The organism is Pseudomonas sp. GW456-12-10-14-LB2 (genome assembly GCF_002884345.1).
Classification (GTDB): domain Bacteria; phylum Pseudomonadota; class Gammaproteobacteria; order Pseudomonadales; family Pseudomonadaceae; genus Aquipseudomonas; species Aquipseudomonas paraglycinae.
This window is the reverse complement of record NZ_POHV01000027.1, coordinates 69,434-92,056: the sequence shown is the minus strand read 5'-3', so window position 1 is coordinate 92,056 and position 22,623 is coordinate 69,434. Positions and strand designations below refer to the sequence as shown.

Here is a 22,623-nt window from a genome sequence, read left to right as displayed (position 1 = left end):
GTATCAAGCCTGTAAAAGGTGTAAACGATGTCCCCGGTCTAATGTGTAAAGGATGTACCGGTCTCTACAGTGAGGGGCTCTTGATCTGGCCTTTGCTCTGGCTCTGGCTTTTGATCTCAAGCCCCTTCGGCAGGCCGAGCGGAGGTGTCCATCAGGGGGTAGGCGCGCAGCGCCGTGCGGCGAAGCCGCATACATCGAGAGGAGGTGCAGCGAAGCAAACCGTAGGCGATGCCCCCTGATGGACACCGTAGCGAGGGAACACTGAGCCTAGGCGAAGTGCCGTACGCTGGGGGCCAGCCTTTTTGGTTACTTTTTCGGCGTTTGGAAAAAGTGACCCGCCGTAAGGGCGGAACCCTAAGAAGCCGTTACCGCAGCAACGGATATACTCACAAATCCCAAAACCAAAAAACAACGGCCATTGACCCATCACGAACCCATGCGTAGCCTTGCGCTTTCGAGGTTCTTCGGCCCACGCCGAAGCTAAGAAGGGAACGCGGTCCAAGCCGCGGCTGCCCCCGCAACTGTGAACGGTGCTGTTCGCTGCCACGCCACTGCCAACTCAATCAGAGCCAGCGGGAAGGCGCAGCGGATACCGGGCCAAGGCCCGAACACCGTCAGCCAGGAGACCTGCCTCGTCACAGATTCTCACTTTCAACCGGGCGGGGTGATCCGGTGGCGAACTCTCCAGGCACGCACCCGCGTTGCCGGTCTCGTCCCGTATGCCCGCCACCTTGCCAAAGGGCATCCGATGAAAACACTGGCCAAACTCCCCGTCACCATCGTCACCGGCTTCCTCGGCTCGGGCAAAACCACCTTGCTGCGGTACATGCTCGACAACGCTCAGGGCCGCCGCATCGCGGTGATCGTCAACGAGTTTGGCGAGCTGGGCATCGACGGTGAAATCCTCAAGCAGTGCACCATCGGCTGCACCGAAGAAGAAGCCACCGGCCGCGTCTACGAACTGGCCAACGGCTGCCTGTGCTGCACGGTGCAGGAAGAGTTCTTCCCGGTGATGCGCGAACTGGTGGCCCGTCGCGGCGACCTCGACCACATCCTCATCGAAACCTCGGGCCTGGCCCTGCCAAAGCCGCTGGTGCAAGCCTTCCAGTGGCCGGAAATCCGCAGCGCCTGCACCGTTGATGCGGTGATCACCGTGGTCGACAGCCCGGCCGTGGCCGCTGGCACCTTCGCCGCGTTCCCGGATCAGGTTGATGCCCAGCGCAAACTCGATCCGAACCTGGATCACGAATCTCCGCTGCACGAACTGTTCGCTGACCAACTGGCCAGCGCCGACCTGGTGATCCTCAACAAGGCCGACCAGACCAGCCCTGAAGACCTTGCGCGGGTCCGTTTGGAAGTCGCCGAAGAGCTGCCGCCTGCGGTGAAAATCATCGAAGCCAGCAACGGTAGCCTGCCGCTGGACGTGCTGATCGGCCTCGGCGCCGGCTCCGAAGAACACATCGACAGCCGCCACAGCCATCACGATCACCACCACGGTGAAGGCGATGACGATCACGATGACCACGATCACGACGCCTTCGATTCGATCTCCATCGAACTGCCGCAAGCCGACGAAAGCCTGTTGCTCGACGCGCTGACGCAACTGGTGGTTCAGCACGGCATTCTGCGGGTCAAAGGCTTCGCGGCGATTCCGAACAAGCCGATGCGTCTGCTGATCCAGGGCGTGGGTACACGTTTCGACAAGCACTTCGACCGTCAGTGGGGCGCCGATGAGGTGCGCGTGACGCGTCTGGTGTTGATCGGTCAGGAACTGGATGCCGCTCAACTCGAAGCGCAACTGCGCGCCGCGCTCAGCGTTTAAGCCATGCACCTGCTCAGGACCCAGCCCGGCGGTTTCGTGTCGGACGACAACATTGCCGACCTTGGACAAACCCCCGCCGAACTGGTGATCCTGTGCAGCGGCGATTCCAGCCTCGCGCTGCTCGCCGAAGCCGCGCAGCAACTGCCCGAGGATTACCCGAGCGTGCGGCTGGCCAACCCGATGCAGGTGCAGAACCATGCGTCGGTCGACCTGTACGTCGATGAAGTGCTGCGCCACGCCAAGGTGATTCTGATTTCGCTGCACGGCGGCATCGCCTATTGGCGTTATGGCGTCGAGCGGCTGGTCGAGTTGTCCGAGCGTGGCGTGCAGGTGATTCTGGTGCCGGGCGATGATCGGCCCGACCCGGAGCTCAGCGACCTGAGCACCGTCGGCGCGGAAGACCGCGACCGGCTCTGGCAGTTTTTGCGTCAGGGCGGCATGGGCAATGCGCTGGATTTCTTCCGCTGCCTGGCCAATCGCTGGCTGGCGCGGGATTACGTGTGGGGCGAGCCGCAAGCGCTGCCGCGCACGGCGATTTATCACCCGAATAAAAACACCGCCGCACTGAGTGACTGGCAAGCCGATTGGCTGCCCGGTCAACCGGTCGCGGCGGTGTTGTTTTATCGCTCGCATTTGCAAGCGGCGAACACGGCGTTTATCGACGTGTTCTGCCAACGGCTTCAGGTGGCGGGACTCAATCCGCTGCCGATTGCCGTGGCCAGTTTGAAAGAGCCTGGCTGCTTGTCGGTGGTCGAGGACTGGCTGGATGAGGTCCAAGCCTCGGTGATTCTGAACACCACCGGTTTCGCCCAGTCCAGCCCGGAAGCGCCGCATCTGCGGCCATTCCGTCGCAACATTCCGGTGATCCAGGCGATCTGCGCCCAGGACAATGAACCCGGCTGGCGCGAGAGCGAACAGGGCCTCGGTCCGCGGGATCTGGCGATGCACATCGCATTGCCGGAGCTGGACGGCCGGATCATCAGCCGACCGATCAGCTTCAAGGATCTGGCCTGGCGCAGCGAGCGCAGTCAGTCCGATGTGGTGTGTTATCGGGCCCAACCCGAGCGCATGGATTTCGTGGCCGAACTGGCGCGCCGCTGGGTCGAACTGGCGCGGGTGTCGAACGCTGAAAAACGCGTCGCGCTGATCCTCGCCAACTACCCGACCCGGGACGGACGCATCGGCAACGGCGTCGGCCTCGACACGCCGGCTGCTGCGCTGAATATCCTGCGGGCGTTGCAGGCCGAAGGTTATCCGCTGCCGGCCGAACTGCCGGACAGCGGCACCGAACTGATCCAGCAATTGCTCGGCGGCGTCAGCAATGACCTCGACACCCTTGATCAGCGCCCGTGCCAGCAAAGCCTGGCGGTGGACGATTACCTGACGATGTTCAACGCACTCCCGGAAGCCAATCGCGCGGCGGTGCTGGAGCGCTGGGGTTCGCCGCAGAACGATCCGATGTGCCGTGACGGGCGGATGATGATCGCTGGTCTGCGTTTTGGTCTGACCTTCGTCGGCATTCAACCGGCGCGGGGTTATCAGGTCGATCCGAGCGCGGTGTATCACGACCCCGATCTGGTGCCGCCGCACGCGTACCTCGCGTTCTATTTCTGGCTGCGCCAGACCTACGGCGCTCACGGTGTGATTCACGTCGGCAAGCACGGCAACCTCGAATGGCTGCCGGGCAAAGGCGTGGGTCTGTCGGAGAACTGCTGGCCGGACGCGCTGCTCGGGCCGCTGCCGAATATCTACCCGTTTATCGTCAACGATCCGGGGGAGGGTGCCCAGGCCAAACGTCGCACTCAGGCGGTGATCATTGACCACTTGATGCCGCCGCTGACGCGCGCCGAAACCTACGGCCCGTTGCGCAATCTTGAACTGTTGGCGGACGAGTATTACGAAGCTCAGTTGCTCGATCCGCGCCGCTCCCGGGAGTTGCAGCGCGACATCCTGCAATTGGTGCGTGACACGCAGATCGATCGCGAGCTGCAACTCGACGAAGCCCTCGACAGCGATGCCGACGCGGCGATCTGGTTGCCGCGTCTGGACACCTATCTGTGTGACTTGAAGGAATCGCAGATCCGCGATGGCCTGCATATTTTCGGTGAGTCGCCGACCGGGCGTTTGCGTATCGATACCTTGCTGGCGCTGCTGCGGATTCCGCGTGGCGATGGCAAAGGGGCTCAGTCGAGTCTGTTGCGGGCGTTGGCCAAGGCGTTTCAGTTGGGGTTCGATCCGCTGGATTGTGCACTTGCTGATCCTTGGATCGGCCCGCGCCCATCGGAACTGCTGGCGATCAGCGACGAGGTCTGGCGCACGGCGGGGGATACCCGTGAACGCCTTGAACTGTTCGCCACCCAGTTGATCTCCCAATCACTGCCATTCCCCTGTGGGAGCGAGCCTGCTCGCGATAGCGGTGTGTCATTCAAAACGGAATCGCCTGACCTGACGCCATCGCGAGCAGGCTCGCTCCCACAGGATCCGCGCTGGGTTGAAGTCGGTGCAATCCTCGACAACCTGCGCGAAGTGATCGCCCCACGCCTCGACGCCTGCGGCCCGGCAGAAATGCACGGCTTGCTCGACGCGTTGAGCGGCCGATTCGTCCCCGCCGGCCCGAGCGGCGCCCCCAGTCGCGGTCGCCTCGACGTGCTGCCAACCGGACGCAATTTCTATTCGGTGGACGTGCGTAATCTCCCGACTACCACGGCATGGCGAATCGGCTTCCAGTCGGCAACCCTGATTCTCGAGCGACACCTGCAGGATCACGGCGATCACCTGCGCCAGCTCGGTCTGTCGGTGTGGGGCACCGCGACCATGCGCACCGGTGGTGACGATATCGCCCAGGCCATGGCGCTGATGGGCGTGCGGCCGGTGTGGGCCACCGGCAGTCAACGGGTCGATGATTTCGAGATTCTGCCGCTGAGCCTGCTCGACCGCCCTCGGGTCGATGTCACGCTGCGGGTCTCCGGATTTTTCCGCGATGCGTTTGCCAACCTGATCCGCCTGTTCGACGCCGCCGTGCAAGCCGTGGCGGAGCTGGACGAGCCGGACGATCTCAATCCGCTGGCCGCCAAAGTGCGTGCCGAGCGTGAGGCGTTACGGCAATCGGGTCTGGATGAAGACGCGGCGCGACGTCAGGCCGGCTGGCGAATCTTCGGTGCCAAACCCGGCGCATATGGTGCGGGCGTGCAGGGCGCCATCGATGGACGCCTGTGGCAAACCCGCGAGGATCTGGCCGAGGTTTACTTGAATTGGGGCGCCTATGCTTACGGTGGCTCCGATGAGGGCACCGCCGCTCGCGAGCAATTCGCCCAGCGCCTGAGCCAGGTGCAGGCGGTGCTGCAAAACCAGGACAACCGCGAGCACGACCTGCTCGATTCCAATGATTATTACCAGTTCCAGGGCGGCATGCTCGCTGCCGTGGAAAGTCTGCGCGGCGAAGCAGCGGCCAGTTATCACGGCGATCACAGTCAGCCGGATCTGCCGAAGATCCGCACCTTGAAAGAAGAACTGAACCGGGTCATCCGCTCCCGGGCGGCGAATCCGAAATGGATCGACGGGATCAAGCGCCACGGCTATAAAGGCGCGTTCGAACTGGCGGCGACGGTCGATAACCTGTTTGCCTTCGACGCCACCACGCAACTGATCGATGATCATCAGTACGCCTTGCTGGCCGATGCGTATCTGCTGGACCCGGCGACCCGCGACTTTGTGCGCGAGCATAATCCCCACGCCTTGCGCGACATGACCGAGCGTATGCTCGAAGCGCAGCAACGCGGGATGTGGCAGGAACCGGGCGCCTACAAAGAAGCCTTGGAAAACCTGCTGCTGGACATAGAAGAAGAGAGCTGAGACTGAACATGACCGACACCCCGCATTTCCCGCTCTCCGCCGTGGTTGGCGCCGATGATCTGAAACTGGCGCTGTACCTGACGGCCATCGATCCGAAGATCGGCGGCGTGCTGATCGAAGGCCCGCGCGGTATGGCCAAGTCCACGCTGGCCCGGGGTCTGGCGGATCTGTTGGCCAGCGGTCAGTTCGTCACCTTGCCGCTGGGGGCGACGGAAGAGCGACTGGTCGGCACGTTGGATCTGGACGCGGCATTGAGCGACGGTCGTGCGCAGTTTTCTCCGGGCGTGCTGGCCAAGGCTGATGGCGGCGTGTTGTATGTCGATGAAGTGAATTTGCTGCCGGATCATCTGGTGGATTTGCTGCTTGATGTGGCTGCCAGCGGCACCAACCTGATCGAGCGTGACGGGATTTCCCATCGGCATTCGGCGAAGTTCGTATTGATCGGCACGATGAACCCGGAAGAGGGTGAATTGCGTCCGCAATTGCTGGATCGCTTTGGTTTGAACGTCGCACTGAGCGGTCACACAGCGCCGGTCGAGCGTGGTCAGATCATTCGTCGTCGACTGGATTTCGACAGCGATCCGCAGGCGTTCTGTGGGCAGTGGGAGGCTGAGCAGCAAGCTCTGCGTCAGCGCTGCGAGAACGCCCGCAAGGTTTTACCGGGTATTCCGCTGGATGATGCGGCGTTGGCGCAGATCACCGAGCGCTGCTTCGCGGCGGGCGTCGATGGTTTGCGCGCCGATCTGGTCTGGCTGCGTGCGGCGCGTGCTCATGCGGCGTGGCGCGGGGCTGAAGCCATCGCCGAGCAAGACATTGATGCCGTGGCTGAGTTTGCCTTGCGTCATCGTCGTCGCGAGCAGTCTTCACCCTCTGCACAGCCACCGGCGCAATCGCCGTCCGGCACTAACGCCGAGGCGAGTGAAGGGCAGGGCCAGTGGGGCGAAATGCCGGCGCCAGCACTCGCTACCGGCGCCCGCCGCGAAGTGCCTGTCTGGCCAAAAAAGCCCTAGGCATTCGCCCCCGATCCGACGCGGGGGCGAATGCCAGACCCCGCGCCGGACGCCTCGATAACGGTCGCCAGGGCAAGCGTCACGCGGCTCGCAGTGGCTCGGTGAACTGGCCCGGAACCTTGCTCAATGGCCGTCCGAAAACCCGGGCGGATCTGCTGTTTCAACTGCGCACCCGCACGCCCCATGAACTGTGGCTGGTGATCGTCGACGCCTCGGCCTCGACCCGTCGCCATCAAGCCTTGAGCGATGCCAAGGGCGTGCTCGCGCAACTGTTCGACGACGCTTACCGCCAGCGCGCGCGCCTTGCGTTGTTGACCGCGAGCGGCGCGGCGCCGAAATGGCAGGTGCAAGGGCTGAAGGCCTCCAGCGGGTTGCGCGCGTGGCTCGATGGCTTGGGCGCGGGAGGCGGCACGCCTCTGTTGGCAGCGCTGACGGAGGCCGGGCATTGGCTGGCGGTGCGGCGCAAGCGTTTCCCCGCCGAACAGCAACGGTTGCTGGTGATCACCGATGGCCGATTGAAAGACTGTCCGGAACTGCCCGGGCTCGCGTGCCCGGGCCTGTTGATCGATATCGAGCGCGGACCGATTCGCCTGGGCCGCGCGAAACGATTGGCGACAGCACTGGACGCCGATTACCGGCATATCGATGAGTTGTTGTCGGTCTGAGAGCTATGCTGCAGTAAGGCCAAATCACAGGGAGTGAATCATGCGCGTACTGGTCGCCAATCCGCAGGACGATTTTCGCGTCAAGGCCTATGCCGGCACCAATGGCGTGCTGCTTGCCATGGACCTTGCCGAGCCCCGGCGCAAAGGCCTGCTGGGGTTTGCCATCGAAAAGCAGCAGGGCGACAAACCATGGCTGTTCCTGTTCAACAGCCTGACCTTTCCCGACAAGATTCACACCTTCCCGCAGTTTCACGCCACGCCGAGCGACAAGGCACCGTTGCAGAAATTTCGCTGGGCCGATTACGCGGTCAATCCGGGCATGACGATTAACTATCGCGTGCACCTGGCGTATGGCTCGCCGGATGCGCCGCAACTCGGTGAAGCGCTGGAACTGACAATCCGCTCCGACGACGGTCATCCTGCCAATCAGGGCGTGATCTTCAACCGTGCCGTGGCCGCCAGTCAGGCGTTTCAGCGCAAATTTCCCGATCTCGACGCACAGATCAGCGCCAACAAAAACATGCCCATCGAAGCATGGCCCGATGCGGCGCGTCAGTGGCTGGAGAACGGCCTGCTCGGGCGTCTGCAAGGGTTTATCGAGCGTGCGGTGGACGGGCAGTGGGCGCTGGACATCGCGATCTACGAATACCAGTTGCAAGCCATCGTCGACACGGTGAACGCGGCGTTCGATCGAGGTGTTCAGGTGCGCGTGCTGTATCACGCCCGGCCCGATGACGAAGACACGACGATCAACGAAGCAAGCCTTGCGAAACTGCCGTCGAGCAGCAAGCGCGGGCGGGTCACTCATAACATTTTCCATAACAAGTTCATCGTCCTCAGCCGCCTGGACGGAGGCGGTGAGCGCCAGCCGCAAGCGGTGCTGTGCGGCAGCACCAACTTCACCGCCAACGGCGTGTACCGCCAGGCCAACGTGGTGCATGTACTGGACGATTCGGCGATCAGTGCGAGTTACCTGAAAACCTTCGAGCAGATCTGGGCCGAGCCGGCGGACGTCGGCGCCACCCGCGACTGGATCACCCAACACAACCCGATGAACCCGGCGCAGCCCTTGTTCGCCGGGTTTTCACCGCGTACCGGCGGCGCCGATCTGCGGGAGTTCGTCGATATCATCGAAGGAGCGAAAAAAGACCTGCTGTTCGTCACCGCATTCGCCTTGCCCGACGCGATTCTCAACGCGTTGCTCGGCCAGCCCCACGACGACATCCTGCGTTACGGCCTGCAAAACACCGTCAGCCGCATCACCGGGTTTCACGCCGACCGAACCGCCGAGTTTGCCGCCACCGCGTTGCTCAACACCGGGCTGGAAGGCTGGCTGCGGGAAAACATGAAAGGGCAGAAAGGCAACCTGCTGGTGCACACCAAAGCCGTGGTCACCGACTTCACCAGCGACAGCCCGACCCTCATCAGCGGCAGCCATAACCTCAGCACTTCCGCCAGCAACGGCAATGACGAGAACTATCTGATCATTCGCGGCGACACCGATCTGGCGGACCGCTATGGCCTGGAGCTGCTGCGGTTCTACGAGCATTACCGTTTTCGCTACTTCGCGAAAAAACTGGCGTTGAAGCAGGTGCAGCCGCTGGCGGCGGATGACAGCTGGACCAATGACTACTACGTCGAGGGCGATCTGCGCCAGTTGTCTCGCCTCAGGTTTGCCGGGCGTTAGCCCTTACACATCCGTTGGTTGCCGATGCTGACGGGGACGGCGATAAGCTGGCGGCGTACAGATTTTGAAATGATTTCCAGCTGTAGGAAAAGTCATCAGAGCCTGTACGCTTCAAGGCCTTTTTTCATTCAGGATTTGCATGAACACCCTCTCGGAGCCTCCCAGTTCTATTCCAGGAACCCCGTTCCCCTCGCGCCACGGCGCGCTCTTGACGCACTTCCAGCATCCAGTCTTCCGACTACCGACTATCGTTGTTGGCGCAGCCTTCGAGCTTGCGCGCCGCACTTTGCCGTGTCCGGCAGCCTGAATTCACTGACGAGAGATAGAGAAAGATTATGGAATGGTTAGCGGATCCCACGGCATGGTTGGGCTTGTTGACACTGATCGTGCTGGAACTGGTACTGGGTATCGACAACCTGGTGTTCATCGCGATCCTGGCGGACAAACTGCCGCCGCATCAGCGCGACCGCGCGCGGATCATCGGCTTGAGCCTGGCGCTGATCATGCGTCTGGGCCTGTTGGCGAGTATTTCCTGGCTGGTCACCCTCACGCAGCCGTTGTTCGAGGTGTTCGGCAAGAGCTTCTCCGGCCGTGACCTGATCATGCTGTTCGGTGGTGTGTTCCTGTTGTTCAAGGCGACCATGGAGTTGCACGAACGGCTGGAAGGCCATATCGGCGAGCGCTCGACCAACACCGCTTATGCGCTGTTCTGGCCGATCGTGGCGCAGATCGTTGTGCTCGACGCGGTGTTCTCCCTGGACGCGGTGATTACCGCTGTGGGCATGGTCGATGAACTGGCGGTGATGATGATCGCGGTGGTCGTGTCCATTGGTGTGATGATCGTTGCCAGCAAGCCGCTGACCCGCTTCGTCAACGCCCATCCGACGGTGATCATGCTGTGTCTGGGCTTCCTGATGATGATCGGTTTTGCCCTGACGGCCGAAGGCCTGGGCTTCCACATTCCGAAAGGTTATCTGTACGCGGCCATTGGTTTCTCGATCCTGATCGAGATCTTCAACCAGATCGCCCGCGCCCGTCGCAAGCGCTCGATGCAGGGCTTGCGCCCGATGCGCGAGCGCACGGCCCATGCGGTGATGCGTCTTTTGGGTGGTCGTAAACTGGCGGTGGAAGAGGTCGGCGAGGAGATTTCCGACCTGCTGGATAACGGTGAAGCGCCGAGCGCGGAGCTGTTCGACCGTCGCGAGCGGGTGATGATCAGCGGCGTGCTGCAACTGGCTGAACGCCCGATTCGTGCCTTGATGACGGTGCGCGCCGATGTCGATCACATTGATCTGGCCGACGATGCCGAGGCTATTCGTACACGGTTGATGCATTCGTCCTACTCGCGCTTGCCGTTGATTCGTAACGGCGCAGTGGATGAGCCGTTGGGCTTCGTGCACAAGAAGGAATTGCTCAAGGAGTATCTGGCCGGCAACGAGCCGAACCTTGAACACCTGGCGCGCAAGACCGTCAATCTGCTGGACAGTTATTCGATCCTCAACGCACTGGAACAAATGCGTGCGGCCTCGACCCACATTGCCTTCGTGGTCAACGAGTTCGGTGACTTTGTCGGCGTGTTGACCATGACCGACATTCTCGAATCGATTGCCGGTGAACTGCCGGATGCCAGCGAAATCGCCGGCCCGGACGTGGTCGAGGAGCAGGGCGGGTACATCGTCAACGGTGCGCTGAACCTGACCCGTATCCGCGAGCACACCGGTTTTCGCGCCGAGCCGACCGAGGATTACCAGACCCTCGCCGGGCTGGTGATGAGCCTGCTGGATCGCCTGCCGATGAAGGGCGATCGACTGGAACATGACGGTTGGGGCATGACCGTAATGGCGGTCGAAGAGCGTCGCGTGACGCGGGTGTTGCTGGTGCGTGAGGCCTGACGGCCTCACTGATGAAAGGTGTAGCGGTCCTTGCCGGAATGCTTTGACTCGTACAGTGCTTCATCGGCCTTGATCAGTGCCTGGTTGAGGGTGTCGCCATCTTCGACCCGGGCCAGACCGATGCTGATGGTCACCGGGTGCCGGGTCGGTTGCTCGCGCACCACCCGGCACAATTTCCCGGCCAGCGCCTCGACATCCTCGCGGCGCACACCGGCCAGATAGATCGCAAACTCCTCGCCACCCAGTCGCGCGTACTCAAACGGTGCCATCACCGCTTTGATGTCCGCCGCGATGCGCTTGAGCACCTCATCGCCGATGTCGTGGCCGTACACATCATTCACTTTCTTGAAGTTGTCGATGTCGATCATCGCCAGGTAATGGTCATGCTCGCGCGGTACGGCTTGCAGGGTTTTTCCGGCGCGGGTCATGAATGAACGACGGTTGGGGATTTCAGTGAGGGTGTCGTTGTAGGCTTGGTCCAACAACAGCTTGGACATGATGTAGTTGTAGAGCTTGACCTCGCGCAGCTTCAGAAACGTATAGATCGTCAGCCCGCAGAGAAACACGGCGTACGCGAGGGTCATCACGCCTTTGAGTTCCAGCAGGTTGATACCGGTGTTCATGAACGGATTGAGCACCAGCCAGGTGATGGCCTGGGCACCGAAGAACGACCAGCGGCTGAGCGGCAGTACCGAGGCGCTGTACAACGTAGTGGCTGCGGCGAGCACCAGCCAGATGCCATGAAAGGTCGGCGGCAGGCCGTCGATCACCATTCGGATGCCGAGTGTGATGATCACCACGAATGTCAGGTTCAGCCAGTCGAAGTGTCGAGCCTTGCGGGTGAACATCAACACCACAGCAAGAATCGCAAAGGCCGCGATGAACACCATCGAACGCCAGGTGAATCCCTGATTGCCGATGAAGCTGACGATCAGGTCGAAGGCGAGCCAGATGCCGATGCTCGCCAGGTAGATCAACAGGCAGAACGAATGCAGCCGCTCGAATTCATGCTGGATGAACTCGCTCCACAGTTCGGCGGGCGCGGTCTTCTTCAGGACTTCGTCTTCAATGGTTTTGTACATTGCTGCCCGGATGCTTGCGTTGGTTGTCGAGGATGACCGAGCCCCACGGTCGATAGCGCAGGGAAAACACCGCGTTCTGATGGCAGCCGGTCGAGGTCGCATCCGGGTTGGCCGGCTCGGCACGGAAGGGCTCGCCCTCGCGGCTGACCTGCCGGAAGGCTTCGCGCACGATCCCCACGGAGCAGGGCAGTGCACTGGCATAACCGTTGCGCACCAGCGGTGACAAACGACCGGTGCCCGCGCCGTCCTGCCACCAGACCTGCGCACCCGCCGCCGTCAATTCGCCCAACCATTGACCGTTGACCGCCGGGGCCAGCTTGCCGGCACTGAAGGCGCTGACATGCAGCGGCGCATCCAGCTTCGCGGCAAAGTCCTTCAATTGGCGCTGAAGTGTGGCCCGTCGATCTGCCGCCAGAAAGTGCAGGTCGTCCAGCTCCAGCGGCAGATACCAGCCGTTGACCGGCAGCTTCCAGTCCCGACGGAGCTTCTGCTGCTGAGCCAGTGACTGGCCCAGTTGTGCCTGCCAGTAAGCGCCGAGACCGGCGCTGTCCAGTTCATCGATGCGTTTGTAGTAGGCCGGGTCCATCGCCAGGCCGAGCACCAGTTGCAGACCTTCCCGCTGAGCGAGTTTCAGGCTGTTGGCGAGCCAGCCATTGGCGCCGTCGAAGTCCGAGTCACCATAAGCCGTCCACTGGACGATCACGGTACGCGTGCCTTGTTTCGCGGTGTCTTGCCAGACTTTCTGCCACTGCGCCTGGGTCAGGCCGGCATCGACATTCAGCGGCTGATAGAAGACACGCTCGTCGGCCTTGGCGACAGTGGCACTCATCAGCAGGCACAAACACAACATCCATCGAGCCATCAGAAATTCCACTCCACGCCCAGCAGCACGCCGTTGCCGCCTTCATACAGATTGCCGCCCAGCGACTGTTGATATTCGGTGCGAACCGTCAGTTTCGAACGGTAGGCGTTGTAGCGATCCTCGTCGTACCACCATTGCCAGCGCAGACCGACACCGGTGCGCAGGTCCTGGCGCCAGTCGTTGCTCGGGTCCTGGCTGGCAAACTCGAGGAAGCCGTAAGGCATGATCGTCTGGGCTCCACTGAACGGCAGTTTCCAGGCGTGACCTTGCTGGAATCGCGACAGCCACTGGTGATCGCCGGCCTTGGTCCACCACGCAGCATCAAGATAGAGAAAACGCTCGTCCCAATCGTTTTCGTCGACCCGCCAGTCGTTGCGGTACTTGCCCTGATCGAGGAACGAGGCGGTGGCGCGTAGCAGGTAGTCGGTGCTGGTTCGACCGAAGCGATCGTAGTCGTGACCCTGATCCCAGACTTTCACCGGGCTGAATAACTGCCCCAGGCGCATGCCGCCGCTGCCATCGTCGCTGACGCCTGTTTGCTTGTAGATTTCGGCATACAGGTTGACGTTGGCCGTGCCCCACGGCTTGTAGCGCAGGCCGACGCCGGTAGCGAAGGTTTCCCCATAGCTGGAACGACCTTGGCCTCCGAACAGCAGCCGGCCATAAACCGACAGCGTACTGCCGGCCCGACTCGGTTCTTCACCCAGCGCGTGATCCCACATCGCGACCTGAACGTTCTGCGAGCGTGTCACCCGTTTGCTGCCTTCACTGTCATCCGGGCGCAGAAAATCGTTGGTGGACACTCCGGCCGGTGACCAGGTGCTGGCAACGGTAAAACTGTCACGCCGGGACAAGGTTTCATGGGCGCGGCGCTGGCGATAACGGCGGGCCTCCATGCTGCCGTCTTCGCCATCGGCCGCCACCGGGTTCTGCTCCAGATCGATCACCCGGCGCAGTTCCTTGCGCGCGGAGGCGCTGTCTTCGACTTCGTCGTAGCGCCAGGCCAGGGTTTCGCCGAGGCGGTAATCCTCGGGGAAATCGCGGGTGGCCTGTTGCAGATACGGAATCGCCGTGGCGCGTTCTTCGCGGGTTTCGGCGCCGGCCAGACGCATGCCGTAGTCGGCGCGATAACGCGGATTGTTCGGCTCGCGGCGTACCGCTTCGGCCAGCCATGCAGTGCTTTGCGGCAGGTCACCGGCCTTTTGCGCGGTGACCGACGCGGCGTAGAAGTGGCCGGCATCCGGTGCCTGCTGCAGGGCCTGGCGCTGACGTTGCAGTGCCTGGGCGTGATCACCCCGTGCGTCGGCGATGGCTGCGCCGAGGGCCCATTCATTGGCACCGCGAGTGGTGCTCTGTTGCCAGTAGGTTTCGGCGGTCTGGCTGTCACCAACATTCAGGGCGCTGCGACTGGCTGTCAGACGCGCGTTGTCGCTGAGTTCGGCGGTCGGGATGCTGCGCCAGATCGTCAGTGCACCGGCAGAATCACCGGCCGCTTCCAGGGCATAGGCCAGCGGCAGACGACTGCCGCGATCGCCGAGCTTTTCAGCCTGCTGGTAATAGACGACGGCTTCACCCGGGCGATCAGGCATGGCGCAGCGACCGAGCGCGCGGTAATCGCCAGCCGCTTGCGGGTGGCTGCCGATGGCTTGCTGCACGGCGTCGCACTGGCCGGTCTCCGCAAGTTGCGCGAGCAGTTGGCCGCGCGTGGCACCGTCCACCCGGTTGAGCAGGAGCGCCATGCGTCGCTGTTGCTCCGGCGTCGTGGAGGGCGCTGCGGCATACAAGCCGGCCAGACGCTGCAACGCCGTCGCCGGCAAACGCCCGTCATGACGATCGAACGCAGATTCCAGCAACTGTTGAGCGTGCGCCCGATCACCGGCATTTACCGCAAGATAGGTGGCCTGATTGAGCGAGGAAAGATTGTCGGTCTGTCGGTAATGCAGTTCCCACAGGGTCTCCGCTTCGATCATCCGTCCCATGCGCTGCGTCAGTTCCGCACGGCGCTTGACGATATCGGGCGTCTGTTTCTGACCGGCCAGCCAGGCGTTGACTTCGGCACTGCGACCTTGCTCCTGCCAGATGTCGAGCACCTGTGTTTGTCGTCGACTGTCCCAAGGCTCCGGTAGACGGGTGCTTTGCAATAGATCCGTGGCTTGCAGGCGCTGGGCGAGTACCAGCCAGGTCTGTGGGTCGTCGGTCGGCGGGCAGCTGCGCAGTTGCTTGAGCGCGGCTTCCGGATCCTGGCGCGACAGCCATTCCGCGGTTTCCAGGCAAGGCCGTTGCAGATCGTTGCTCAGACGCTGCACGGTGGGCACGTCTTCGGTCTTGCGTGCCAGTTCCCACAGACGCTGACGTTGCGCCGGATCGGCGAGATCGCTGGCCGGCAACGACTGCATCCAGCGTTGGGCCTGTTGCTCGTGGCCCATGGCGATGGCGCGGTCGACCATCGCCAGGCGAATGTTGCGTGCGGCCTCGGGACTCGGCGCCTGTTGCAGCAGTTGCTGTAGCGGCTTTTCATCGAGACGCTGCACGTAAGCGTTGGCCAGCCGTTGCCAGCCTTCGGCGTCCAGTTGTTTGCGTGCGGCCAGCGGCGCCAGTTGGTCGATGGTGCCGCTCCAGTCGCGCAGTTGCTCCGACCAGTTGGCGCGGGCCAGGCGCAAGATGTTGTCGTCACCCTTGGGCGCCAGTTGTGCCAACCAGTCATGGGCCTTGGCCGCGCCGCCGAACTTGGCCAGGCTCAGGCTGTAGGCCTGCCACAGACGCACACGGTCATTCAGGCTGCTGGTGGCCATCCAGCTTTCAACTTGCGTGCTGGTCGGCGGATCCTGTTCGATCCAGGTCAGGCGCAGGTCGAGCAGGGCATCGCTGTTGTCCGGCAATGCTTGCAGCGCTTCCTTGTAACGGCGTTGATTGGCCAGGGACTCCACCAGCAGTGCCCGCGCCTCATCGTTTTTCGGGACCTTTTCCAGCAAGTGGCGCATCAGTCGTTCGACTTCTTTCCAGTTGCCCTTTTTCGCCTCGCGATAGCTGCGGTCCATGTAGGGGTAGCTGCGGAACTGTTCAAAGTCGCTCAGCGGTGCAGCCTGCAGCGGATACGCGGTGCTCAGGCCCAGCAGCAGGCTGCCCATCAGCAAGGTTTGACGATGCACAGGCTTCATGCGACCTCCCGGACAATGCGGTAGGCGGCTTGCTGTTCGCTGGCCTGATCGGCCAGGGCCTGTTCCAGTACTTCCTGGGTAATCATGCCCCGGGAAATCAGGTGTTCACCGAGTGACATCTTCTCGGCATCGAAGTCGATCAGCGCCTGATTGAACAGGGTCGGCGGAACCATGCCGCGCACCTGCAACAGATTGCCCAGCAGCACTTGATGGCGGCTGACCCGTTCCAGCAGGGCTTCATCGTCCTGATGGCGCTCAAGCACTTCGAGCATATGACGCACTTCCTCATTCTGGCGGGGGCTGGCGTACCAGTAACGAATCCCCAATGTGACTCGGCCCTGAGGTGCGAGACGGCTGCGCACCGGGCGTTTCAATTGACGGCTGATGGCGCCGAGCGAGACCTGACTGACCGGGCCTTCGGAGGCCAGAATCAGGGTGTCGCCTTCTTCGGCCACCGGCAAAATGCCGTAATGGGAGGCGACCCGGCGCGGTACGGCATCGATCAGGCGCTTGTCGAGCTTGAACGGATTGAGTGGCGCCCATTCCAGATCAAGCTGTTCGGCCAGGGTTTGCACGAGTTGGGTGCTGTTGATGTATTCACGCAACAGCAGTTCGCGCCCGAGGCGCCGGCGTACCGGGCTGGTGATCGCCGCTTCCAGTTGCTCTTCGGTAAGCAGGCCTTTTTCCACCAGCCGATGGCCAAGTGGAGTGCGCTGGGCCTTGGTCAGCGCCGGGAATTCGTGAGTGGTTTTGTCCCAGGCCACACGCCGCGAATCGCCCATTTCCATGACCTGACGCAAGGCGCGCAGGTTGGCGAAGAAATTGACGAAGTTGCTCCACATCATGCGCGGCGCTGACAGCAGACCTTCAACCAATCCGTAGTAACGAGTGACGAACCAGCCGCGCTGGAACAGGCGGTTGAGCAGCATCAGGCCGTTGAGCCACAGTAGCACTGAGAGCAGCGAGCTGTCGGCGAGAATCGAGGGGTAGCGCCAAGAGTCCGGGGAAATGATCGTCACCGCCCACATCGCCAGCAGTACCAGGAACAGCAGGTTCACCAAAAAACTCAGCAGGTAGGCGATCAGCCCGCGACGGTCGCGCCACAGGAAGTAGTTGAGAAGACCCTTGCGGCTCCAGCCGAGGTTCTTGGTGCCCTGGAACACGATGCCGACAATCCACCGCGATTTCTGCCGGATTGCGTGTTGCAAGTCACGTGGGAAGTGTTCCCGGACACAGATCACCTGGGAGAATTCGCGGTTCATGCCGAACACCCAGGGTTGCTCCAACGCCAGTTTCGGATCGCTGACCGAATAACGGGCGAAGATGCATTTCATGCCTTTCTGTTTGAGGCGGAAACCGATGTCGTAGTCCTCGGTGAGACTCTGCACATCGAAGGCAATGCCGTCGCCGTCTTCCAGCAGGGCGCTGATGGCTTTACGGCTGAAGCAAGTGCCAACGCCGGCGCTGGGCACCTGGCCGGTGAGGGCTTCGCGGACGATGACGTCTTTGCCGTGGTTCTCGGCGAACTCATCGACGTAGTGCCCGGCGGTGAAGCCTTTCCACTCCGGCGCGTAGGGGTAGACCGGTATCTGGATCAGGTCCTTGTTCGGCAACAGGTAGTTGTAGAGGCGCAATTCCATCGGCGAAATCACGTCTTCGGCGTCGTGCAGGATGAACCCGGCGAACTGGATTTTCGCCTCGCTCTCGAAGCGCAGGATCGCGTCGATGATGTTGTTCAGGCAGTCGGCCTTGCTGGTCGGGCCGGGGCGGGCGCACACCACTTTGTGCACGTTGGGGTAGTGCTGGCAGACCGCGTCGACATCGGCCTGGGTTTCGGCGTCGTTGGGGTAGGTGCCGACGAAAATCTGATAGTTCTCGTAGTCGATGGTCGAGGCGGCCAGACGCGCCATTTCACCGACCACGCCGACTTCGTTCCACGCCGGCACCATGATTGCCAGCGGTTTCTCGGGAATCGAATACAGGCGTTCCTCGTCGGCACGCTTGAATTTCTCGTAGATCCGCCAGCGCCGGATGAATTTGCGGCTCCAGTAAACGAGGTCGATGAACAGGTCATCGAGGCCGAGGATGAACATCAACAGGGCGAGGGCAATCGCCACATATTTGAGACCGAACAGCACATACGCGAAAAAATCGACCCACCCCAGACTCATACCCCTTTACCCGCCGCCGAGCGTGCGCTCAGCCAGGCGTAGAGGCGGTTGGAACAGATGTTGAGTGTGATGTCGGGCCACTGACGCAGAACCCGGGCCAGCGGGGCCATTTTGATGGCCTCCGGGCGAGTACCGAAAACCATCATGACATTAAAGGACATTGACCCCTCCTGGGACGAAGCAAGGCCGCGGCCAAAGGGCCGGCAGCACTTATCTCTTTCTGAGAAATAAAGAAAAGCAGCCGGATGGGAGCTTGTCCAATCCGGCTTCGAGGCTAGTTGTTACAGATCAATTGGAACGACGGTGCCATTTCATGATGGCTCTTAGGTGGCACTTTCAGGAAAAGTTCCATCGTTTTGCGCGGGGGATGGTGCAGAGGGTGCTGAGGGTGTGGTGCAGCCAGGAGAGGGTGTGTCGGGGTTTGCGGCAAGTGGCGGGTGCTTTCACCTTGCCGATGTGTTCGGCGAAATGCTCATGAAGGGATCTTTCATCTCCAATGCCTTTGAGTTTTTTCCGCAGTTTCCCGTCCTGAAAGAAAAGCACCGTAGGGAATCCGTCGACATGAGAAATATTGGGCGACTTTTCCGCTTCGAGCATGTAGATGTTCGCCCGAAGTCGATAAGGCTCCGCGATTTCACGAAAAACCGGGCTGGCATAGGTACAGGCACCGCAGTGCTCGCTGTAGAAATACAGAATCACTGGACGCCATCCCTTCAACACTTTGCGGTAGGCGGGGTGCAACGTTGTGTGGGGGGGACGGGTTCTCATTGGAGCCTCCTGATCAATGAGTCTGGAAGGCCTTTGACGTTAAAGCAGGGCAAAACGGCGGTCTACTGTCAGAAATTACAGGTAGGTCCTACAAAGGATGATTTCGTCCTACTTTGATGCAAGAGCATTCCCTCAGAAGACTCAGGTCCGCAAAGGCCAAGCAGCTGGTATCGTTTTCAGACATTTATCAAAGGAGCTCCTGATGGGCAGCGACGCAGGTTTTAAAGCAGTTTCCGTAGTACAAACTGATGAGGAGCTTATGAATCGCCTTGAGGATCTGGAGCTGATAGCTCTCTGCAAGGAGTGGGAAAATGATCCGACCATAAAAGTTTCGATAGACGACCTTTGAGGTTGGTTCTCGGAAATAAACACTGCCCCTGAATCGATCACCCGTGCACCGACTGGGAACCTGCTACCCGCATTGTTGTAGCCAACGGTAGCGCACGCTCCGCTCTCTCACTGTTCCTCTATTTTTTCTTTTTACATATCTCTTTGATTCCTCAGAATTTTCAATCCATTGCAGATTCCCCGCGAATCCTGTGGCACACTTTCTGCTGTCTATTCCGTAGTAACAAACCGTGTTCCGGTATAGCGGAATAAACAACTTCCTGGAGTGCTTGCCATGCATCGCCGACCTTCCTTGTTCAAAGCGTGTGTTTTTGTTCTCGCGGCTTCGTCCGCTGTCGTGGGTATGGCCCAGGCGGCTGACAGCAAGCTCGACAGCGTCCTGGCCCGTGGAAAACTGATTGTGGGCACCGGCAGCACCAATGCGCCGTGGCACTTCCAGGGCGCGGACGGCAAGTTGCAGGGCTTTGATATCGACATCGCCCGGATCGTCGCCAAAGGTCTGTTCAACGACCCGAGCAAGGTCGAGTTTGTTGTGCAGTCTTCCGATGCGCGGATTCCCAACCTGCTGACCGACAAGGTCGACATGAGCTGCCAGTTCATCACCGTCACCGCCAGCCGTGCGCAGCAAGTGGCGTTCACCCTGCCGTACTACCGCGAAGGCGTCGGCCTGCTGCTGCCGAACAACAGCAAATACAAGGAAATCGAAGACCTGCAGGCCGGTGGTGACGGCGTGACCGTGGCCGTGCTGCAGAACGTGTACGCCGAGGAGCTGGTGCATCAGGCGCTGCCCAAGGCCAAGGTCGATCAGTACGACAGCGTTGATCTTATGTACCAGGCGGTGAACTCCGGTCGCGCCGATGCCGCCGCCACCGACCAGTCTTCGGTCAAATACCTGATGGTGCAGAACCCTGGCCGCTACCGCAGCCCGACGTACGCCTGGAGCCCGCAGACCTACGCGTGCGCCGTCAAACGTGGCGATCAGGACTGGCTGAACTTCGTCAACACCGCCCTTCATGAGGCCATGACCGGCGTCGAGTTCCCGACTTATGCCGCGTCGTTCAAGCAATGGTTCGGCGTGGATCTGCCATCGCCGGCCATCGGTTTCCCTGTCGAATTCAAATGATCCCGTGAGAGTGGGGCGCCCTGATGCGCCCCGCTCAAGGTACTGCCGACCATGAACTATCAGTTGAACTTTGCCGCCGTGTGGCGCGATTTCGACACCTTGCTGGCGGGGCTCGGTCTGGGCCTCGAACTGGCGCTGGTGTCGATCGCCATCGGCTGCGTGATCGGCCTGCTGATGGCGTTTGCCTTGCTGTCCAGGCATCGCGCCTTGCGGGTGCTGGCATCGGTGTATGTGACGGTGATCCGTAACACGCCGATTCTGGTGTTGATTCTGTTGATCTACTTTGCGTTGCCAAGCCTGGGAATCCGGCTGGACAAGATCCCGTCGTTCATCATCACGCTTTCGCTGTATGCCGGGGCGTACCTGACCGAAGTGTTCCGCGGCGGTTTGCTGAGCATTCCCAAGGGCCAGCGCGAAGCGGGGCTGGCTATCGGTCTGGGCGAGTGGCAGGTGAAAGCCTACGTCACCGTGCCGGTGATGTTGCGCAACGTGCTGCCGGCGCTGTCGAACAACTTCATTTCGCTGTTCAAGGACACCTCGCTGGCCGCCGCGATCGCGGTGCCGGAGCTGACCTATTACGCGCGCAAGATCAACGTCGAAAGCTACCGGGTGATCGAAACCTGGCTGGTGACCACGGCGTTGTATGTCGCGGCCTGTTACCTCATTGCCATGCTGCTGCGTTACCTCGAGCAGCGTCTGGCGATCCGCCGATAGGAGGCTGCGATGTACGAATCCCCCAGTTGGTTGCATGAGTTGTGGATTGCCCGCGAAGCCTTGTGGCAAGGCTTTCTGACCAGCGTGCAGGTGTCGGCGCTGGCGATTCTGTTCGGCACGTTTATCGGCGTATTCGCCGGGCTGGTGCTGACCTACGGCAAGTTCTGGATGCGCGCGCCGTTCCGTTTTTATGTCGACCTGATTCGCGGCACCCCGGTGTTCGTGCTGGTGCTGGCGTGCTTCTACATGGCACCGGCGCTCGGTTGGCAGATCAGTGCGTTTCAGGCGGGTGCCTTGGGGCTGACGCTGTTTTGCGGCTCCCACGTTGCCGAGATCGTGCGCGGTGCGTTGCAGGCGTTGCCACGCGGGCAGATGGAAGCCGGCAAGGCCATCGGCCTGACGTTCTATCAGTCCCTTGGTTACGTCCTGTTGCCTCAGGCACTGCGGCAGATCCTGCCGACCTGGGTCAATTCGTCCACCGAAATCGTCAAGGCCTCGACCTTGTTGTCGGTGATCGGCGTGGCCGAGCTGTTGCTCAGCACCCAGCAGATCATCGCCCGGACGTTCATGACCCTGGAGTTTTACCTGTTCGCCGGTTTTCTGTTCTTCGTCATCAACTACGGCATCGAATTACTCGGCCGGCACATTGAAAAGCGGGTGGCCCTGCCATGACTCAAGCTCAAGTTTCCAACGTCCAGAACGGTCAGCTCCTGCTGGACATCCGTGGCCTGCACAAACAATACGGCGCGGTCGAAGTGCTCAAGGGCGTTGACCTGAGCATGCAGCGCGGCAACGTGGTGACGCTGATCGGCTCCAGCGGCTCGGGCAAGACCACGCTGCTGCGCTGCGTGAACATGCTGGAGGAATTCCAGGGCGGGCAGATCCTGCTCGATGGCGAATCCATCGGCTATGACGAACTCAACGGAAAGCGCGTGCGCCACCCGGAAAAAGTCATTGCCCGTCATCGTGCGATGACCGGCATGGCGTTCCAGCAATTCAACCTGTTCCCGCACCTCACCGCGTTGCAGAACGTCACGCTCGGCTTGCTGAAAGTCAAAAAGATGCACAAGGACGAAGCCGTGGTCCTGGCCGAGAAATGGCTGGAGCGGGTCGGCCTGCTGGAGCGGCGCAATCACTTTCCCGGCCAGTTGTCCGGCGGTCAGCAGCAGCGCGTGGCGATTGCCCGGGCGATTGCGATGAACCCGAGCCTGATGCTGTTCGACGAAGTCACCTCGGCCCTCGACCCGGAACTGGTCGGCGAAGTGCTGAACGTGATCAAGGGCCTGGCCGAGGACGGCATGACCATGTTGCTGGTGACCCACGAAATGCGTTTTGCCTTCGAGGTCTCGGACAAGATCGTTTTCATGAATCAGGGGCGCATCGAAGAGCAGGGGCCTCCCAAGGAACTGTTCGAGCGTCCTCAATCGCCGCGGCTGGCGGAATTTCTCAAAAGCACGCGGTTCTGACTT

General features: G+C 61.3%; 17 protein-coding genes and 1 riboswitch. Of the genes, 11 read left to right on the top strand and 6 right to left on the bottom strand.

What is annotated here, in order from left to right; all coding sequences use genetic code 11:
- The first annotated feature begins 440 nt into the window (after positions 1–440).
- Positions 441–650: riboswitch (cobalamin riboswitch) on the top strand.
- 98 nt (positions 651–748) lie between these two features.
- The 6 genes from cobW to C1X29_RS19190 all read left to right on the top strand — a co-directional run bounded on the left by cobW (position 749) and on the right by C1X29_RS19190 (position 10,928).
- Entirely contained in the window at positions 749–1,822 is a 1,074-nt protein-coding gene (cobW, locus tag C1X29_RS19215; RefSeq protein ID WP_102718122.1) for a cobalamin biosynthesis protein CobW, read from the top strand.
- Positions 1,823–1,825: 3 nt separating this feature from the next.
- Complete coding sequence (cobN, locus tag C1X29_RS19210) at positions 1,826–5,674, top strand: cobaltochelatase subunit CobN (protein WP_102718121.1); 3,849 nt, start codon at positions 1,826–1,828, stop codon at positions 5,672–5,674.
- 8 nt (positions 5,675–5,682) lie between these two features.
- Positions 5,683–6,684 carry an ATP-binding protein gene (locus C1X29_RS19205; protein ID WP_102686066.1) on the top strand — a complete coding sequence of 334 codons (1,002 nt, stop codon included), beginning with the start codon at positions 5,683–5,685 and terminating at the stop codon, positions 6,682–6,684.
- Positions 6,666–7,349 carry a VWA domain-containing protein gene (locus tag C1X29_RS19200; RefSeq protein ID WP_102718123.1) on the top strand — a complete coding sequence of 228 codons (684 nt, stop codon included), beginning with the start codon at positions 6,666–6,668 and terminating at the stop codon, positions 7,347–7,349. Before C1X29_RS19205 ends, C1X29_RS19200 begins: the two co-directional genes overlap by 19 nt.
- A 40-nt stretch (positions 7,350–7,389) precedes the next feature.
- A complete protein-coding gene (locus tag C1X29_RS19195) occupies positions 7,390–9,036 on the top strand; it encodes a phospholipase D-like domain-containing protein (RefSeq protein WP_102718120.1) in 1,647 nt (548 codons plus the stop codon).
- A gap of 335 nt (positions 9,037–9,371) precedes the next feature.
- Positions 9,372–10,928 carry a TerC family protein gene (locus C1X29_RS19190; protein WP_102718119.1) on the top strand — a complete coding sequence of 519 codons (1,557 nt, stop codon included), beginning with the start codon at positions 9,372–9,374 and terminating at the stop codon, positions 10,926–10,928.
- Positions 10,929–10,933: 5 nt separating this feature from the next.
- Here C1X29_RS19190 and C1X29_RS19185 read toward each other — a convergent pair whose 3' ends face one another.
- The 6 genes from C1X29_RS19185 to C1X29_RS19165 all read right to left on the bottom strand — a co-directional run bounded on the left by C1X29_RS19185 (position 10,934) and on the right by C1X29_RS19165 (position 18,969).
- Positions 10,934–12,010 carry a GGDEF domain-containing protein gene (locus C1X29_RS19185; protein ID WP_102718118.1) on the bottom strand — a complete coding sequence of 359 codons (1,077 nt, stop codon included), beginning with the start codon at positions 12,008–12,010 and terminating at the stop codon, positions 10,934–10,936.
- Positions 11,994–12,872 carry a DUF4434 family protein gene (locus C1X29_RS19180; protein ID WP_102718117.1) on the bottom strand — a complete coding sequence of 293 codons (879 nt, stop codon included), beginning with the start codon at positions 12,870–12,872 and terminating at the stop codon, positions 11,994–11,996. Before C1X29_RS19180 ends, C1X29_RS19185 begins: the two co-directional genes overlap by 17 nt.
- The gene (locus C1X29_RS19175) at positions 12,872–16,030 is read right to left on the bottom strand and encodes a phage receptor (protein ID WP_102718116.1); all 3,159 of its coding nucleotides are present in this window, start codon (positions 16,028–16,030) and stop codon (positions 12,872–12,874) included. Before C1X29_RS19175 ends, C1X29_RS19180 begins: the two co-directional genes overlap by 1 nt.
- Complete coding sequence (gene nrfB / locus C1X29_RS19170) at positions 16,027–18,201, bottom strand: cyclic di-3',5'-guanylate-activated glycosyltransferase NrfB (protein ID WP_085745503.1); 2,175 nt, start codon at positions 18,199–18,201, stop codon at positions 16,027–16,029. The genes C1X29_RS19175 and nrfB overlap by 4 nt, the downstream gene beginning before the upstream one ends.
- A complete protein-coding gene (locus C1X29_RS29185; RefSeq protein WP_158247720.1) occupies positions 18,198–18,362 on the bottom strand; it encodes a hypothetical protein in 165 nt (54 codons plus the stop codon). The genes nrfB and C1X29_RS29185 overlap by 4 nt, the downstream gene beginning before the upstream one ends.
- A gap of 175 nt (positions 18,363–18,537) precedes the next feature.
- Positions 18,538–18,969, bottom strand: a complete 432-nt coding sequence (locus C1X29_RS19165) for a co-chaperone YbbN (RefSeq protein WP_102686072.1) — start codon at positions 18,967–18,969, stop codon at positions 18,538–18,540.
- 202 nt (positions 18,970–19,171) lie between these two features.
- Here C1X29_RS19165 and C1X29_RS19160 point away from each other — a divergent pair, with 202 nt between their 5' ends.
- The 5 genes from C1X29_RS19160 to C1X29_RS19140 all read left to right on the top strand — a co-directional run bounded on the left by C1X29_RS19160 (position 19,172) and on the right by C1X29_RS19140 (position 22,620).
- The gene (locus tag C1X29_RS19160; RefSeq protein ID WP_240871899.1) at positions 19,172–19,318 is read left to right on the top strand and encodes a hypothetical protein; all 147 of its coding nucleotides are present in this window, start codon (positions 19,172–19,174) and stop codon (positions 19,316–19,318) included.
- Between the two features lie 273 nt (positions 19,319–19,591).
- Positions 19,592–20,440 carry a transporter substrate-binding domain-containing protein gene (locus C1X29_RS19155; RefSeq protein WP_102686073.1) on the top strand — a complete coding sequence of 283 codons (849 nt, stop codon included), beginning with the start codon at positions 19,592–19,594 and terminating at the stop codon, positions 20,438–20,440.
- Positions 20,441–20,491: 51 nt separating this feature from the next.
- The gene (locus C1X29_RS19150) at positions 20,492–21,154 is read left to right on the top strand and encodes an amino acid ABC transporter permease (protein WP_007960243.1); all 663 of its coding nucleotides are present in this window, start codon (positions 20,492–20,494) and stop codon (positions 21,152–21,154) included.
- Positions 21,155–21,163: 9 nt separating this feature from the next.
- Complete coding sequence (locus tag C1X29_RS19145; RefSeq protein ID WP_102686074.1) at positions 21,164–21,826, top strand: amino acid ABC transporter permease; 663 nt, start codon at positions 21,164–21,166, stop codon at positions 21,824–21,826.
- On the top strand, positions 21,823–22,620 hold the full coding sequence (locus C1X29_RS19140; protein WP_102718115.1) for an amino acid ABC transporter ATP-binding protein: 798 nt from the start codon (positions 21,823–21,825) through the stop codon (positions 22,618–22,620). The genes C1X29_RS19145 and C1X29_RS19140 overlap by 4 nt, the downstream gene beginning before the upstream one ends.
- Positions 22,621–22,623: the final 3 nt, after the last annotated feature.